Source organism: Polyangiaceae bacterium (genome assembly GCA_020633235.1).
Classification (GTDB): Bacteria; Myxococcota_A; Polyangia; order Polyangiales; family Polyangiaceae; genus JACKEA01.
Genome location: JACKEA010000002.1, coordinates 447,467 through 463,121, shown reverse-complemented (window position 1 = coordinate 463,121; position 15,655 = coordinate 447,467). Strand labels below are relative to the sequence as shown.

General features: G+C 70.3%; 13 protein-coding genes. 6 read left to right on the top strand and 7 right to left on the bottom strand.

Annotated features, from left to right (window positions below; genetic code table 11):
• Positions 1-1,536 carry an FHA domain-containing protein gene (locus H6717_12640; protein ID MCB9577861.1) on the bottom strand — a complete coding sequence of 512 codons (1,536 nt, stop codon included), beginning with the start codon at positions 1,534-1,536 and terminating at the stop codon, positions 1-3.
• A 123-nt stretch (positions 1,537-1,659) separates the two neighbouring features.
• Positions 1,660-2,766, bottom strand: coding sequence for a beta-lactamase family protein (locus H6717_12635; protein ID MCB9577860.1), 1,107 nt, complete (start codon positions 2,764-2,766; stop codon positions 1,660-1,662).
• Positions 2,767-2,858: 92 nt separating this feature from the next.
• On the opposite strand from H6717_12635, the gene H6717_12630 reads away from it, so the two are divergent.
• From H6717_12630 to H6717_12615, 4 genes are all read left to right on the top strand, one after another.
• Positions 2,859-4,073, top strand: coding sequence for a type II secretion system F family protein (locus tag H6717_12630; GenBank protein MCB9577859.1), 1,215 nt, complete (start codon positions 2,859-2,861; stop codon positions 4,071-4,073).
• Positions 4,070-5,401 carry a two-component sensor histidine kinase gene (locus H6717_12625; protein ID MCB9577858.1) on the top strand — a complete coding sequence of 444 codons (1,332 nt, stop codon included), beginning with the start codon at positions 4,070-4,072 and terminating at the stop codon, positions 5,399-5,401. The genes H6717_12630 and H6717_12625 overlap by 4 nt, the downstream gene beginning before the upstream one ends.
• Positions 5,402-5,573: 172 nt before the next feature.
• A complete protein-coding gene (locus tag H6717_12620) occupies positions 5,574-6,170 on the top strand; it encodes an ABC transporter substrate-binding protein (GenBank protein ID MCB9577857.1) in 597 nt (198 codons plus the stop codon).
• Between the two features lie 175 nt (positions 6,171-6,345).
• A complete protein-coding gene (locus H6717_12615; GenBank protein MCB9577856.1) occupies positions 6,346-8,547 on the top strand; it encodes a tetratricopeptide repeat protein in 2,202 nt (733 codons plus the stop codon).
• A 47-nt stretch (positions 8,548-8,594) separates the two neighbouring features.
• Here the strand turns inward: H6717_12615 and H6717_12610 are convergent, their stop codons facing one another.
• Entirely contained in the window at positions 8,595-9,284 is a 690-nt protein-coding gene (locus H6717_12610; protein MCB9577855.1) for a hypothetical protein, read from the bottom strand.
• A 108-nt stretch (positions 9,285-9,392) separates the two neighbouring features.
• On the opposite strand from H6717_12610, the gene H6717_12605 reads away from it, so the two are divergent.
• The gene (locus H6717_12605; GenBank protein MCB9577854.1) at positions 9,393-9,923 is read left to right on the top strand and encodes a hypothetical protein; all 531 of its coding nucleotides are present in this window, start codon (positions 9,393-9,395) and stop codon (positions 9,921-9,923) included.
• A 34-nt stretch (positions 9,924-9,957) separates the two neighbouring features.
• Here H6717_12605 and H6717_12600 read toward each other — a convergent pair whose 3' ends face one another.
• Genes H6717_12600 through H6717_12585 form a run of 4 tightly spaced genes read right to left on the bottom strand, consistent with a single transcriptional unit; the run spans position 9,958 to position 15,384 of the window.
• On the bottom strand, positions 9,958-11,163 hold the full coding sequence (locus H6717_12600) for an aspartate kinase (GenBank protein ID MCB9577853.1): 1,206 nt from the start codon (positions 11,161-11,163) through the stop codon (positions 9,958-9,960).
• 49 nt (positions 11,164-11,212) lie between these two features.
• Complete coding sequence (locus H6717_12595; GenBank protein ID MCB9577852.1) at positions 11,213-12,391, bottom strand: hypothetical protein; 1,179 nt, start codon at positions 12,389-12,391, stop codon at positions 11,213-11,215.
• Positions 12,388-14,040 carry a HEAT repeat domain-containing protein gene (locus H6717_12590; GenBank protein MCB9577851.1) on the bottom strand — a complete coding sequence of 551 codons (1,653 nt, stop codon included), beginning with the start codon at positions 14,038-14,040 and terminating at the stop codon, positions 12,388-12,390. The genes H6717_12595 and H6717_12590 overlap by 4 nt, the downstream gene beginning before the upstream one ends.
• A gap of 3 nt (positions 14,041-14,043) precedes the next feature.
• The gene (locus H6717_12585) at positions 14,044-15,384 is read right to left on the bottom strand and encodes a hypothetical protein (GenBank protein ID MCB9577850.1); all 1,341 of its coding nucleotides are present in this window, start codon (positions 15,382-15,384) and stop codon (positions 14,044-14,046) included.
• A 35-nt stretch (positions 15,385-15,419) separates the two neighbouring features.
• Between H6717_12585 and H6717_12580 the strand changes: the two genes are divergently transcribed.
• Entirely contained in the window at positions 15,420-15,653 is a 234-nt protein-coding gene (locus H6717_12580; protein MCB9577849.1) for a DUF4911 domain-containing protein, read from the top strand.
• The last annotated feature ends 2 nt before the right edge of the window (positions 15,654-15,655 follow it).

Below are 15,655 nucleotides of genomic sequence, written 5' to 3'. Positions count from 1 at the left end.
TCAGTTGGCGCAGGACATGTCGCCCAGCTGCCGGCACAGGGCGCGCAGCATGGCGGCTTCCTTGTCGCTGGCCTTGCCACTGGCGACCTTGGCCTTGAGGCCGTTCTTCGCTGCGGTGAGCTTGCTGCGATCGCCGCTGGTCACGTCCCCGTTGCCGCCCGCCTTGGCCGTGGTCGTGGGTTGCGGCTTTGGGTAGGAAGCGGTGGCCGGCGGTTTGGCGGTGCTGGTGCCGCCGGTGGCAAAAGGATCCTTGCGCACGATGCCGCCCTTGAGCGGGCTCGCCGTCTTGGCGGTGGCCGCATCTGGTTTCACCGTGGGCTCTGGCGCGCTGGGCAGGTCCGTCACGGCGACGCCGCCCGCCTCCAGCTTCTCCACCTCCGTGGAGGCACGCTTGCGGCGGACCGAGTCCACGCTGGTGCTCTTGGCGATGCGCTCGAGGATCGCTCGCTTCTGGGCGGGGTCACTCTCGTTTGCCGCTTGCTCGAAGAGCGCGTCGGCCCAACGCGCCTCGATGTCGCGGAACTCCTGGCTCTGGCGCGCGTTGCTGTCCTCGGGGATCTCCTGAGTGATCTTGAGGTGGGCGGCTTCCAGGTTGCCTTGCTTCACCAGCTCTTGTGCGTCCGCGAGCACCTTGCTGGCGCCATCGGTGGCGGCGGCGACTTCCTTGCCGCCTTCGGGCGCGCCGCCACCGCGGAAGGCGACGATGCCCAGCACCACCAGGAGGCCCAGTCCGAACACCGCGGCGACCGCCTTCACGCCGGCCGGCAGACCCTGGCTGCTCGGCCCCCGCTCCACCCCCGGCGTGGGGGTCATGCGCTCGAAGGCCGCGCGGCTCACGGCGTTGATCTGCTGGCTCTCGTCGGCGCCGGGGCGGTAGATCTGGCCCGCGGGGATGAACTTCAGCACTACGTCGCCGAGCTCGATGGTGTCTCGGGCGTCGATCAGGCCGCGCTGCAGCTCTACGCCATTGAGCCGAATGCCGTTCGCGCTTTCGCGATCCACGAGCTCGTAGCGACCGTCCCCGACGGCATGCACCTCCGCGTGTACGCGGCTGACGGAGCTGTGGTTGATGGCGACGTCGCACTCTTCGCCGCGACCGATCACGACGCGCTCCCCCGCCAGCGCGAACTCCGCGCCGGGCGTGGGGCCCACCAACATCACCAGGCGGTCCGGTTGCCCCAGGAGCATCTGGCTCTTGGGCACCGCGGGCACCGTCGCCGCGCGGGCGGGACCGGCGCCCGCTACCGCGTCGTCGGTGATCTCGAGGCGATAGTCGCCGACCTGAACCAGGTCCCCGTGCTCCAGGCGTTGGGGATCACTGACGCGCACGCCGTTGACGAAGCAGCCGTTGTAGCTCTGCTTGTCCTCGATCAGCCAACCGGATCCGTTGCGCTGGAGGTAGGCGTGGTGGCGCGAGATGTTGCGTTCCGTCAGCCGGACGGTGTTGTCCTCCGCTCGTCCGAGGGAGTACTCGTCGCGAACGAGATTGACGACCGTCTTGTTGCCCTGGTCGTCCTCGATGGAGAGTTTCCACATCGCCGCTTGCCTGATCCTGCCGCGAAACTCCGCCCGGGCCAACGTCGGCCCGGGTTTCTGAAATTTCGCACGTCTTTTCGAGGGTTTCCAGCGATTTGCGCCGAGCCCCGGGCTTTTTTCGGATCAATCCAGCGGCACCGCGGCCAGCGCATCGTGGAGCTTCGGCCGGGCGCTGCGGATGGCGATGTGCTCCCGGCTCGGGTGGACGCGGTTGGTGAGCACCACCATCGCGCGCTCCGTCGCGGGATCGCACCACAGACTGGTGCCCGTGAAGCCCAGGTGGCCGAAGGCCTGGGCGCTGGCACGGTCCCCCGCGCTCGAGCCCGTCGCGCTCTTGCCGTCGAACCCGGCGCGCAGATCGCCGCCCGGTCGCGGCTTCACCATCCACTCCACGTCCTCGCGCCGGAGCCAAGCGTCGTCTCGACCGGCGAGGGCGTCGAGCAACGCCACGCCGAAACGGCACACGGCTTCCGCGGTGCCGAACAATCCCGCGTGCCCTGCGGCGCCGTGCCCTGCCAGCGCCCAAGCGTTCTCGTCGTGCACCACACCACACAGCTCTCCTCCCCGCCAAGGGACGATTTCTGTTGGTGCGGCGCGGAAAAAACGCTGCGCGTCGCGCGCGAGCCACTGGCGCGCGGAGCCCATCTCCAGGCCCAGGGGTTCCGTCACTTCCCGGGCGATCAGCTCGTCGAGGGAGAGCGCCGCCGCTCGCGCCACGGCTTCGCCGGCCAGCAGATAGCCGAGGTCGCTGTACAGTGGCGCGAAACCCGCCGGTGGCGGAGGTCCGCTGCACTCGGCGCGCCGGCCCGCGGCGGCTTGGCGCAGCAGATCGCTTCGCTGCAGGCCCCGCTGGGCGACAAGGGGCGCGAACAGCGTCTGGTGGGCGACCAACCCCGCACGGTGGGAGAGCAGCAGCGCGAGCGGCACGTCGGCGCTGGGGGTGTCGCAGGCTTCCGGCAGCCAGCGGCCGAGGGGCGCGTCCAGGTCGAGCTCCCCCCTCCGGGCCCGCCGGACCGCCGTAGCGGCGAACACGGGCTTGCTGACGGAGGCGAGATCGAAGGGCATTTCGGGCGCCGCCGGCTCGGAAGGCCCTCGCCGCCGCTGGCCGCCGGCGCCCACCGCCAGCCGAGGGCCGGCCGCCACCGCAACCACCGCGGCGGGCGCCACACCCGCCTCCACCACCTCGCGGCGGCACAGGGCATCGAGCTCGCTTCGTCGATCAGGGGTCAAAACACGTCTCCGGGGTCGGAAAGTGCACGAGCTTTGGTTCTGGCGAAAGACCCGCGTTATGCTGTGCGACGCGGCACTAGACCGAGAGCTTCATGGCTGAATTCGTTTGGGAAGCACGCGCCCGCACCGGCGAGCTGCGCAAGGGCACGATGGAGGCCGAGGACGAGGCCACCGTCAACGCGCGCCTGCGCCAGCAGCAACTTTCGCCGGTAAAGGTGAAGAAAAAGGTCGCTGCGCTCTCGTTCCAGCTCGGCAGCGGCGTGGGCGTCAAGGACCTGGTCACCTTCACCCGCCTGTTCGCCACCATGATCGACGCGGGTCTGCCCTTGGTGCAGTGCCTCGACATCTTGGCGGGCCAGCAGTCCAACAAGGTGTTCGCGGGCGTGCTGAAGGACGTGAAGAACTCCGTGGAGCAGGGCGCGAGCTTCTCCGACGCCCTCCGGCGGCACCCCAAGGTGTTCGACGAGCTGTTCGTCAACCTGGTCCACGCCGGCGAGGTGGGCGGCATCTTGGACACCATCATGAGCCGCCTGTCGATCTACCTGGAGAAGCGCCAGAAGTTGGTGCGCCAGGTCCGCGGCGCGCTGGTCTATCCCAGCATCGTGATCGTGATCGCTGCCGGCGTCATGACCGTGCTGCTCACCTTCGTCATCCCCGCCTTCGAGCGCATGTTCAAGGACTTCGGCGGTGGCAAGGACGCGCTGCCCAAGCTGACCCAGATCATCGTGGCGCTCTCCCACGGCTTCGTCTCCTACCTGCCGTTCATCGCGGTGGCGGTGATCATCGCCACCATCGCCGTCGTCTACACCTACCGCACACCCGGCGGAAAACGCTTCTTCCACCAGACCATCCTGCGCTTGCCGCTGCTCGGTCCGGTGCTCCGGAAGATCGCCGTGGCTCGCTTCACGCGCACGCTGGGCACGCTGCTCCAGTCCGGTGTTCCGATCTTGGACGCCCTCGACATCTGCGCTCGCACCAGCGGCAACGTCGTGATCGAGAGCGGCATCCTGCACGTGCGTCAGCGCATCAGTGAAGGCCGCAACATGGCCGAGCCGCTGATGGAGGCCAACGTCTTCCCCGACATGGTGGTGCAGATGATCGCGGTCGGCGAGCAGACCGGCGCGCTGGATCAGATGCTGAGCAAGATCGCCGACTTCTACGAAGAAGAAACGGACATCGCGGTGGCGGCCCTCACCAGCGCCCTGGAGCCCATCTTGATGGTGGGCGTGGGCGGCATGGTGGGCGTGGTGCTGGTGGCGATGTACCTGCCCATCTTCTCCCTGGCAGGCAACATCAAGGCCGACTGACGAGGATCGCCCCCGTGGCGGTACGACTCGGAATTCCGGACTCCCTCGCTGGCGCGCCGCTGCCGCGGCGCCTGGCCTGGATCACGGGTGCCCGGCTGGCGTTCCTGACGGCGGCGCTGGCGCTGATCGGCTTCCTGTTCCTGCGCAACGGGTTCTCGATCGACTCCTTCACCGTACGCATGGCGCTGGTGACGCTGGCGGTGTCCTTCGCGCTGACCGGCGGCTACGCGGCGGTGCTGCGCTCGGGCAAGCACATCGAGCTCTTGGCGGACGCGCAGCTGGTGTTCGACCAGCTCACCTGGACGGTGGTGGTGTACCTGTCCGGCGGCGCTTCCAGCGGAGCGACGTCGTTCTATGGACTCAGCTGTCTGGTCGGCGCGGTGTACACGGGGCTCCGCGGCGCGGGCATCGCGGGCGCGGCTGGGGCCGGGGCGTTCGGCGGTTTGATCTTGGCGCTGCGCCAAGGCTGGCTGGCGCCGCCACCGGATCAGCCGCGGGCGCTGTATCAGATCTCCTCCAGCGAGCTTTCCTATTACATCGCCGTCAACCTGCTGATGCTGGTGGTGGTCACGCTGCTCGCGGGCTACCTCGCCGAGCGCTTGCGGCTGACGGGGGGTCAGCTGGCTCAGGCGGAAGAGCGTGCGGAGCAGGCTGAGCGCATGGCGGCCCTCGGACGGCTGGCCGCGGGGCTCGCCCACGAGATCCGAAACCCCTTGGGCTCCATCGCGGGCTCCATCCAGCTGCTGCGCGACAGCCCCGCGCTCAACGACGAAGATCGCCAGCTGTGCGAGATCGTGCAACGGGAGGCCGCGCGCTTGAACGATCTGGTGACGGACATGATGGATCTGTCCCGGCCGCGCGTGCCGAGCCTCACCCAAGTGGACGCCGCGGCGGTGGTGCGCGACGTGGTCGAGCTGGCGGCGAAGTCGGGCCGCGCCGTGTCCGACGTGCAGGTGAGCTACTCCGGCGTCGAGCACGCGCCGGTGCTGGCGGACGCCGCCCAGCTGCGTCAGCTGGTGTGGAACCTGGTCCGCAACGCCGTGCAGGCATCGAGCGCGGGGGATGACGTCGACGTCTCGATCTCTCTCGTGGACGACGATGTCGTGCTCGAGGTCGCGGACCAGGGTATCGGCATCGACGCGGACGCGCGGGAACGCCTGTTCGACGCGTTCTTCACCACCCGCTCCCACGGTACCGGCGTGGGGCTGGCGGTGGTCAAGCGCATCGCCGACGATCATGGCTTCGTGGTGGAGGTCGAGAGCGAGCACGGCCGGGGCGCACGCTTCCGCGTCCACCTCGGTCGGCTGGCCGTGAACGCTGGTGCGTGACGCCCCTGCCACAGGAGTCACCCCCGACGCCCCTTCCGGCCCGTGGGACGGGAAGCCGAGGGCTACCAATTTCCTTCGTTTTCGTGGATTTAACGCCGAGTACGCCCCCGGCATTGAAGGATTGGCACCCGAGTTGCGTACAACGGACTGAGTCCCAACATTGAGGAAACCCATGAATCGCCGTTTCGTCCTGTCCCTGCTGGCTGCTTTCGCCTTCGTCTTCGCCCTGCCTCGCGTCGCCGCGGCGGAGCCGACACCGGAAGGCTTCGTGAAGGATCAGCAAGCGAAGCTCACCGACCTGCTCAAGAAGGGCAAGTCCGCAGACGCCAAGGTGGATGCCGCCTTCGACGAGATGCTCGACTACGACACTCTCGCGAAGGAGTCCCTCGGCAAGCACTGGGACGGGCTCAAGGACGAGCAGAAGAAGGACTTCCGTGACGTCCTCAAGCGCCTGGTGCGCAACGCCTATCGCAAGAACCTGAAGAAGACCCTCGACTACGACGTCAGCTACAAGGGCGCTTCCGACGCCAAGGCGGGCAAGCTGGTCCGCACCGTGGCCAAGAGCAAGAACAACAAGCGCGAAGAGCCCGTGAGCATCGACTACGTGGTGCACAAGGTGAAGGGCAAGTGGCGCGTGTTCGACATCGTGACCGAGGGCTCGAGCCTGACGCGGAACTACAAGAGCCAGTTCAACCGCGTGATCAAGAAGAAGGGCTTCGACGAGCTGCTCAGCCGCATGAAGAAGAAGGCCGCCAAAGAAGACGTGTGAGCCTTGCCGCGGGGGTGCTCGGGCGGACTTCGGCACAGATGCCGGAGGCCGCCCGAGACGCGTTCGGGCCTTTGGCGCTGGATGTCGGGGCAGCGCGGAACCGGAAATGTCGCACTGCGTCAGCCTGGTTCGTCGCGAATTACCGGCCGGGCCGGGCGGCTGATACGATCCCTCGGTGACGCCGCCCCACTCGTCCCCGGCCCCGCCTCTGGTGGGGTTGTCGCCCCCGCCGGTCGACCCGGTGGACGACCGGGTGCCGCTCCGGCTCACGGTCGCGCGCGGAGCGTTGGGCATGGAGCTGTACGAGCCGGTGGAGATCGGCCCGCTCGTGGTGGCTCAGCTGTCCTTCACCCTGCCAGGGCTCAAGTTCCCGTTGGATCTCGCCGGCGGAGTTCCGAGCTTTCGTCACCGCCGCGGCGATCTGGAGCACGTGCGCGTGGAGCTGAGCTTGGATCGCCTCGGACGCTGGCTGCACTCACGAGTGGGGGACGTGCTCGGGCCGCTGTCGTCGCCGCCCCGCGCTTGGGGTGCGCCGGACGGCATCGCCATCGGCATCGCGTCGGAACGCTCCGCGCTGTGCTTCGAGCTGACCTGGGCGCCGATGCTCGGCAGCGCGCGCTTCGTCGTCGGACGCGCCCGCGGCGTGGGGCTCGATGGGCCGGCCCTCGGCTACGCGCTGCGCGCGGCGGACACCGTGCTCGGCAACATCTTTCAGCGCAGCGGGCGCGTGCTCTCGCTGCCACGGGTTGGCGCCCGCATCGGTCGCGTGGTGCTACCCGCGATCGGTACGCGCGTGCCGGCGGCGGAGCGCGTGCGTTTCGGCAGCATGGTGGTCACGGGAGATCGCGTCGCGGTGGAGCTCGACTCCACCTTTCTGCCGGCCGAGCTCGGCGAAGTGAGCGCGCGCGCTCTTTCCCTCGCGGACCTCTGCCGCGAGGCCGACGACGCCCTCGCCGCCGGAGATGTGGAGGGCGCGCGCCGGGCGTACGTCGCGGCGCTGTCCTCGGCGCCGCGCCACCCGGAGCTGGTCAAGCTGGTCGCGGAGATCGACGCTGCTCACGGCGACCGCGCGGAAGCGGCGCTGGGCATGCTGCACGAGACGGTGGCGGTGACCGAAGCCGGTGCTTTCGCGGCGGAGCTCTTGGCGCGCACGGGGGAGCTCGATGCCGCCGCCGAAGCGATGCGGCATTCCCTGAACGGCGAGGTGTACGCGCCGCTGGCCGCCCTGGGCCACTTGAGACTCTCGGAGCTGTCGCCGGGGGCGCGGGAGCGGCGCGCGGCCCTCGACGAAGCGGTGGCCCGAGCGCCCGGGCTCTTCGCGGTGCGCTGGGCCCGGTTTTCCGAGCGCCTGGGGCTCGGCGACGTGGACGCAGCCTTGGCGGACGCCGAGCATCTGGAAGCCGCAGCGCTCAGCGCGCGGGAGCGCCACGACGTGTGCCTGCGCGCGGCGCGGGCGCTCGCCGATCGCGGCTTCGTGCGCGACGCGGGCCGCGTGTACGAACGCGCGCTGCGCTACGCGCCGGATGACGCCGCCGCGACGGCGGGCCTGGCGCGGGCACTGATGGAAGTGGGCAAGAGCGAGCGCGCCTTCGCGCTGCTCTCGCGCGCGGTGACGCTCAGCGAGGAGAGCGGCCGCGCCGACGCCGACGCATTGATCGACATGGCGCGCTTGATGGCGCGGGATCTCGGCGACCTGCCGGGAGCGGTCGCGCGGGTGCGGCAGGTGCCGGCGTCGTCCGCGCGCGTGGTGGAAGCGCGCTACCTGGAGGCGACGTGGCGCGCGGCCATCGGCGATCTCGCCGGGGCGAGCCTCGGCTACGCGCGGCTCCGGGACGTGATCGAGCTCGCCGACGCGCCGCCCGAGGCGTCCGTCACCTGGCTCGGCGAAGCCGCGCGCTTCGAGCGCGAGGTGGTGCGCGACTGGGTCGCGGCGGAGCGCCACCTGGCGGTGGCGCTCCGCATCGCCCCGCGCGACGCCCACGTCGCGGCGGCTTATCGCGAGGTCGCGGCGGCCCTCGCTCTCAGAGCTCGGCGCGAGCGGGAACCGGAACCGGAGTCGAACGCGACGCACGACACCACGCCGCCCGAAGCCGAAGACACGGACGAGCGCGCCGAACGCCTCTCCGCGGCGCTCCGTGCGGATCCCGACAATCTCGAGCTCGCCGTCGAGCTCGCCGACACGTTGCTGTCGCTGTCCCGGGTGGAAGAGGCCCACGCCGTCTTGAGCGCGCGCATCGAGGACGCCACGGACGCCGAGCGCGAGCGGCTCCGCCCGCGAGTGCGGGAGACGCTCGCACGCCTCGTCGAGCGCGCCCGCGACAGCGGGCGCCTCGACGAAGCAAGCCTGTACCAAGCCGAGCTCGAACGCTCGAGCTGACCAGCGAGCCGCGGCGGTCTCGAGGCTCTTGGCTTGGAACGGAGAGCTCAGCCGTTGCAGAAGCCTGCCATCAGCTCACCGAGCAGGACGGTCAGGCACGCATGGGGATCCGCGGCGGAAGTCGTCTGCGTGCAGTGCAGCGCGGGAGAGTTGGGGTCATTCGGGGGATCCGGAAGCGTCGGGCAGCACGCAGAGAGCTTGCCGCACCAGTCCTGGTCCCAACCACCGACGCAGATGTTCTGGGCGTGCAGGGCGCCCAGGGTGCTTCCGCAGCTTGCGTCGTCTCCTTGAGCGTACTGGGTGAGACATGCGGGTTGCTCGGCCGCGGAGAGCAGGTTGCAGCACGCCGTCGTCGGGCCGCAGCCGTAGCCGTCGGCGCAGGTCCCGGGCTGATCCGGAAACGAAGGATCGATGAAGCTGCACGGTACGTCCAGCGGACCGGAGAGGTTCAGCGCGGCGGCGCTCTCGGAGCTGACGTAGTCCGGAAAGCTCTTCGCACACGCCGCGAGCTCCTGGCAGCTGGGGGCGCCCGAAGCTCCCGCCGTCCCGCCCGCGGCGCCCGCGCCCGCGCCCGCCCCCGCGCCCGCGGCTCCGCCCCCGCCGCCGGCTCCGGAGCTGCCACCGCTGGCGGCGCCGCCGCCGTCGTTGCCGTTCGCGGGTCCACCGCCGGAGCCGGAGCTGCACGCCGCGATCGCCAGCCCGAGGCCCAGGAATGCCGCGCACCGCATCTTCGTCATCACGTTTGCGAGCGTACTACAGCGCGGGCCGCCCCGGCTGACGCCCGGTGTCGATCGAAGAAATCAGTCCCATGGGCTCTTCGAGCCGTGGTTTGATCGGCTGACGCCATGAGCGCTCGGTCCGACGACGACATCTACGCGACGGTCCGCACGCTGCTGGGGTTGCACGGGGGAGACCGGCGGGTGGGAGCGTTCGTCCGCGGACACCGCGGCAAGCTGCCGAGCTTCGCGGCGGGGAGTGGCTTCGCCAGCGCGGACTTGCGACGCATTGGCGTGCGGCTGCTGTTCTGGGTGGGTTGGGGCAAGGGCGGTCCTGTCGGCAGCTACGCGGTCAAGAGCGGCACGCTCGTCGAAGCGCAGTTCTTCCAAGAGGGCATCGAGCGTTACCACGCCTTCGCGGGAGCTCTGCCTCGGGGCTTGCACGTCGACATGAGCCGTGACGAGCTCACGGCTGCGCTCGGTGCACCTTCGGAGGTCTGCGACTGCGGACAAGAGCCGCCCTGCTTCTTCGCTTGGCACGTCAGAGAGTTCGATGCGCCGCTCGAAGCGCACGTGACGCATCACGCGAAGCACAAGGGACGGACGCGCCCGCGCGCCGGGCGCGTGGACATTTGCGTGCACCTGCCGCGGGTGGAGTGACGCGGCGCGAGGGTTCGCGCCGCGCCAAAAAAAATCAAGCGGACAGCAGCGTGCCTTCGGCGGAGCCCACGAACGCGGAGTGCCAGCTCTTGGCCGCGTCTTCCAGCTGGTCGACGGGCAGCGCCACGCTGAGGCGCAGGGGATGCACGAAGCAGGCGCGCGGCGCTTCGGCGAGGAGGCCGAGGGCCTTGCCCAGGAGCTCGGGGCGCGCGGCGATCTCAACGCCCACCAGGCTCAGCAGGCCGAAGCCGTGCTCGACGACGAGCCCGGGGATCTCCGCGCTCTCGAGGATGCGCTCTGCCTCGCCGAAGTTCGGCACGTTGGTGAGCGGCGCCCAGGCCACGATGCCGTCGCTCGCGGCGCTGAGGTCCCCGAGGGGCACGGCGGCGCGAGCGAGCGCGGTGAAGAGCCTGCCTGCCGCGTTGCCGGAGGCGGACAAGAGCGCGGTGGCGCGTTGCACCACCACCGACAGCTGGCGGGCGCCGCCATCCGTGCTGACGATGGTCTCCCGCGGCGGGCTCTCGCGCAGCACGTCTCCGGTGCGGCGGGCGAGGATGGCGACGCGGTTCTTGCGGGCCCACTCCACGGCCTGGGCGTTCAGCACCTTGGCGCCGCTCTCGGCCATCTCCTGCATGGTCTCGTAGTCCAGCGTCGGCAGGTGCACGGCGTCGGGGACGATGCGCGGGTCGGCGCTGTAGACGCCGTCCACGTCACTGTAGATCTCGCAGCGCTCGGCACCGAGGGCTGCGGCCAAGGCCACCGCGGTGGTGTCGGAGCCGCCGCGCCCCAGCGTGGTGATCTCGCGCTTGTAGCTCATGCCCTGATAGCCGGCGACGATCACGATGCGCCCGCGGGCGAGCTCGTCCTCGATGCGATGCGGTCGCACTTCGATGATGCGCGCGTCGAAGTGGCGATCGTTGGTGATGATGCCGGACTGTGAGCCCGTGAAGCTCACGGCGTCGTGGCCCCGCGCCTGAATGGCGATGGAGAGCAGCGCCATGCTGACGCGCTCCCCGGTGCTCACGAGCATGTCGAGCTCGCGCTTGGGCGGCTCGGCGGCCCCGTCCGCGGCCTTCTGGGCCAGGGACAGGAGGTTGTCGGTGGTCTTGCCCATGGCACTGACCACCACGACGACGTCGTTGCCGTGCTCCTTCGCACGGACGACCTGATCGGCTACGGCGCGGAGCTTGTCGATGTCGGCGACGGAAGACCCGCCGTATTTCTGGACGACGACGGACATGCTCGGCGCGTACCACGGTCGTCTTGGCTGGGCCAAGAGACGGCGGTCGTCACAGTGACAGCTGCGCTACCCGGCATGGATCGCGAAGCACGGCGGCCCAGGGACTCAGGGCGATGCCCTCGGGGCCGAGCACCAGGGCGCCGCTCAGGGCCGCGGGCTCCTCGGACGCCGAAAGCAGCTCGAGCAACGCCTCGCCAGGGGCGCCGCGGGCGACGGACAGGCTCTCGCCGTCTTCGTCAGTCAGGGTAATGCTGCCGCCCTTGCCCACGGTGATGGTTGCGGGCGCCAGGAACACCGCCCGGGGCAGCGCGGCCAAGAGCAGTGGGCGCTCGCGGATGTCGCGCGGCAACGCCAAGGATTTCTCGGCAAAGCCGAGGGCGCGCTCGAGCTCCTCGCCGCTGGCGGCGGGCCGGAACTCGTATTGGAAGATGCGCAGGCGCTCCGGTGCGCCGCTCTCCTCGCGACTGCCGAGGTCGACCATCAGCTTGCGACCGCTCGGGCCGTAGGAGAGCTGCGCCGGTAGCCCGTGCTCCCGATACAGGATGCCCGTCGCCAGCTCCACGAGCAGCCGAGTCTCGGTCGTGAAGTGCATCCGCTCGCGGTGCCGACCCACGTCCACGAGCTCCGTGGCCCCGATGGGCACATCCTCGCTCGCGCGTTGGCCGAGCTCGGCGAACACGGCCGGCGGCTCTCCGCTCTCGAGCACGTCCACGACCTCGGCGATGGCGCCGAGCAGCAGCGCGGTCTCGTCGCCGGCGCGCTCGTCGCCGAGGGCGACGTCGAGGCGCGTGAGGAGCCGCGCGACGGCGGACAGCTCCTGCGCGACGACCAGCTCCGCTATGGCGTCGATGGCTTCGTCCACGCTCTCCGTGAGCGTGAGACTTCCGACGCGCAGCACCGCGCTGTTCAGAGCGCGCAGGCGATCCGCGAGGGACTCGAGGCGGCCGGCGACGGCTTCCGGCGGCGGCGTGGACACGTTGACCGGCGGCGGCGTCGCGCTGAGGCGCACGCTCGGGGGCGGTGCGGTGGCCAGGGGCGCCGCGGGCCGCAGCGAAGCCGGAGCGCCGAGGCCCAGGCGCGCGAGGGCGGCGTTCACCTCGGCGCCCGTGGCAGGCCCCGCGACGAACACGCGCTGAGTCGGGCTGTCGGGGTTTCGCACCACCACGGTGCTGCCACCGTGATCCGACTCCAGCTCGATGCTCACGCTGCGAATGCGCGGCTCGCTCACGACTGGCTCTCCCCGGGCAGCGATGCGATCGCCATGCGACGGCGACGGCGACGGGCGGCGTGGCGCACGTGGGCCGGGACGCTGGAGAGATCCAGGAACATGAGCTCGTCGACCAAGGCGCGGGCCGCTTCCACGCGTTCGGCGCGCAACAGCTCGTCGGTGCGTGCCAAGTAGGTGGTCGTGATGGCGGTCATCACGTCGGCGTTTGTCGCGAGCGTCTCGGGAGCGATGCCGAGCGCGCGGCGAAAGGCCGCGACGGCGCGGCTCCGGTCGCCGGACGACAGCCACAGCCGGCCTTGATACAGCGCCGGTCGGTACCAGCCGGGATCGGCCGCCAGCGCGCGCTCGCACAGGCTGCTGGCGGTCTCGCGCAGACCCACGAGACGCGCGAGCACCGCGCGCAGCATGAGGAGCCAGGCCGCGAAGCGATGACGCTTGGTGGGCGGAGCGCCGAGCTCCCGCGTGAGCGCCGTCACCTTGGGGGCCGCGCGCCGGGTCCGCTCCGCCAGCTCGTCGGCAACCTCGCCGCGCATCTCGATGCGCGCCAGGATGGCGCTCTGGGCGGCGCGCGCGTCCCGAGCCACGGCCTTCGAGTCGAGCAACTCGTCGAGCCAAGGCAGCGCGCGCTCGTCTCCGGCGCGCCCCACGGCGCGCAACGCTGCGCGCTGTTCGTCGGGGCTCTCCGAACGCGCGGAAGCCATCGCCAGCTCCGCCAGGCTCGGGTCGTACAACGCCTCCAGGGCGAAGATCCGGAGGCCCTCCCGGGGATCCGCCAAGCACTCTCGCACGATGTCGCTCCCGCGCATGTCGCCCCAGATGCCGAGGGCCTCCGCCAGCGCCAGCCGCTCCCCCACGTCCGAAGCGCGGGCGGACGCTGCCGAGAGCAACAGTGGTACGCGACGATCGTCGATGCGCGCGACGGCGCGAGCCGCTTCGGCGCGCACCTCGCTGCGCGGGTCGTCGAGCAGCGCCGCGGCGAGCACCGGCAAGGTGCGCCGATCCGCCGCGGGCCGCAGGGCCGCCAGGCGATCGCACGCATCCATGGTGTTGCCCCCGTCGAGCAACTGCTGCAGGCGATCGCAGACGAAGGCGACCACTCTGTCAGGGGCGGCACGCAGGTGCAGCATCAGCCGCGCGCGCTCGTGGGGATCGAGATCCAAGAAAGGATCACCTCCGCGCACGCCGTCCAGCGTGCGCATCGCTTCAACGGCGAAGCGCTCGATGGTGGCTTCTGCGGCGCGCGTCTCACGGCCTGCCGAGCGCGCACCCGCGAGCTGGCGATCGCGCTCGAGCTCCGCTTCCAGCTCCAGGGAGTCCAAGTCGATGTCGTCGCAGTCGAGCGCGGCGAGGCGTTGAAGCGCGGCGCGGCGTTCGAGCAAGGTGCCGCCGCGAGCGGTGGCCCACAGCGTGCTCACGTCACTGCTGGCCGCCAGCGCTTGTCGGCGTACGCGAGCCGCGACGATGGCTGCTTCCATCGAGCGGCTCGACTGCGACGCCGCGACGGGCACCGCCGGTGCGGCGCGCGCGAGCCGCGGCCCGAGCTCCCGAACCACGCGCAGGAGGAAATCGTCGACGACGTCGGAGAGCTCCGCGTCGGGGGCATCCCCCGCGAGCAGTCCGGACTCCACGCGTCGATACAGTTCTTCCAAGTGTCAGCTCGGTGCCAAGGCCAAGAGCCCGCGGCATCCGTGGATCCACAGGATATCCCCATCCCAGGCCAAGGTGCGGGCGACCGGCTCGTCATCCTCCGCGTCGGGGTCCGGTCCCAGCTCCGCCACGGTTTCCGCGCTCAGGCTCGTGGGATCCACCCGCACGATGCGGCAGGAGCCATCCAGCGGGCTCGCGACGCTCAAGAACACCGCGGCCTCGGTGACCAGCGCGGCGACGGTGCCTGCCGTTCCCGGCACGCTGTCGAAGCTCGCGCCGCCATCGCGGCTCACCAGCGCGCCGCGCTCGCGGCTGCCCAGCACCACCACGTCTCCGCGCGCCGCGAAGCTGGGTTCCGGGTCCTTGGCCACGCGCGCGGCGTCCGCCGACAGCGGCCACCACCGATGGCGCCACACGCCAGCTTCCGAGAGCACGACGCGGGCGTGGCGCGCGAGGGCGATGCCTTCCACGGTGGTGGTCGCGAGCGTGGATCCAGCGCCTGCGTGGAGCTGCCCCGCGATCAGCGCGAGCAAGGTGTCGCCCTCGCGCCCCACTACGGCCAGCGAAGGTTCCCGCGGTGCGGCGAACTCGACGGTTTCGACGCCGTCGCAGCGCACCAACAGCAGCGTGCCGCGCACGGTGGCGACCAGCGCGCTGGTGCCGGCATCGTTGGCGGCGACGACGTCCACGCAGTGTTCGTCCAGAGCGATCTCGCCGATCAGCGATCCCTCGCGGTCCACCCAACGCACGCCGCTGTCGGAAGCGAGCAGGGCGCGTCCGCCCGCCGCGTCCATCGCGATGGCATCGTGCTTCGCCAGGTCAAGCGCGACCCATGTCACTTCGGCCAGGGGAGGGGGTTCTTCGTCGCCCACGCTGTCGAGCTCTGCCCAGCTCGGTTCTTCGAAGTCACCCTCGGCGTCGGCGTCCATGCCCGGAAGCTCGTCGGACACCAGGGATTCTTCGTCATCCACCCCCAGAGCGTCATCGCTCGTGGAAGCGTCGTCGACGGGCTCGCTCAGTCCCGCGGAGGGATCGAAACCGACGGGCCCGGCGGTATCGTCGTCGTCGCGGGTTTCCTCCTCGTCGATGCTCAGCAGCGAGGCGATATCCAGCACCAGCTCGCCTTCGGGCTCATTGTCTTCGCCTTCCGGCTCGCCCAGCTCCAAGCCCACGTCCAAATCAGCGGCTTCTTCGTCGTCGAGGTCGATGCTCGCGTCGTCAGCAATGTCGATCAGAGTTTCGATGTCATCGCCGACCGGACCATCGCCACCCGCCTCATCATCCAAATCCAGCGGAGGCAGATCGGCGGGCAGGTCGGAATCACGGGGAATCGTCAGTCGTTGCATGGGTTTGTCCGCGCTCTCGCTATATCATGCCAAACATGCCGGTCGCTCCGCTGCTGGATTCCGACTTGATAACGCGCAGTGTGCGCGTGCGTCCGCGGGACGTCGTGTTCGTCAAGGGCGTGTTCGAGGCGAGCGAGGGACTCGGCGCCCTGTTTGCGGAGCGCGGCGGCGATTTGGTGATTGCCGCGCACGAGAGTCGAGCTCGAGAGCTCGACGAAGTGCTCGCCGATCTCGCGCGGGAGCTCGACGCCATGGTGGTCTCGGATTGACG

Excerpts from the sequence above, each read along its gene's own strand:
- H6717_12640 (MCB9577861.1), bottom strand. The coding sequence starts at position 1,536 with ATGTGGAAACTCTCCATCGAGGACGACCAGGGCAACAAGACGGTCGTC.
- H6717_12605 (MCB9577854.1), top strand. The coding sequence starts at position 9,393 with ATGAGCGCTCGGTCCGACGACGACATCTACGCGACGGTCCGCACGCTG.
- H6717_12630 (MCB9577859.1), top strand. The coding sequence starts at position 2,859 with ATGGCTGAATTCGTTTGGGAAGCACGCGCCCGCACCGGCGAGCTGCGC.
- H6717_12585 (MCB9577850.1), bottom strand. The coding sequence starts at position 15,384 with ATGCAACGACTGACGATTCCCCGTGATTCCGACCTGCCCGCCGATCTG.
- H6717_12580 (MCB9577849.1), top strand. The coding sequence starts at position 15,420 with ATGCCGGTCGCTCCGCTGCTGGATTCCGACTTGATAACGCGCAGTGTG.
- H6717_12600 (MCB9577853.1), bottom strand. The coding sequence starts at position 11,163 with ATGTCCGTCGTCGTCCAGAAATACGGCGGGTCTTCCGTCGCCGACATC.
- H6717_12610 (MCB9577855.1), bottom strand. The coding sequence starts at position 9,284 with ATGACGAAGATGCGGTGCGCGGCATTCCTGGGCCTCGGGCTGGCGATC.
- H6717_12620 (MCB9577857.1), top strand. The coding sequence starts at position 5,574 with ATGAATCGCCGTTTCGTCCTGTCCCTGCTGGCTGCTTTCGCCTTCGTC.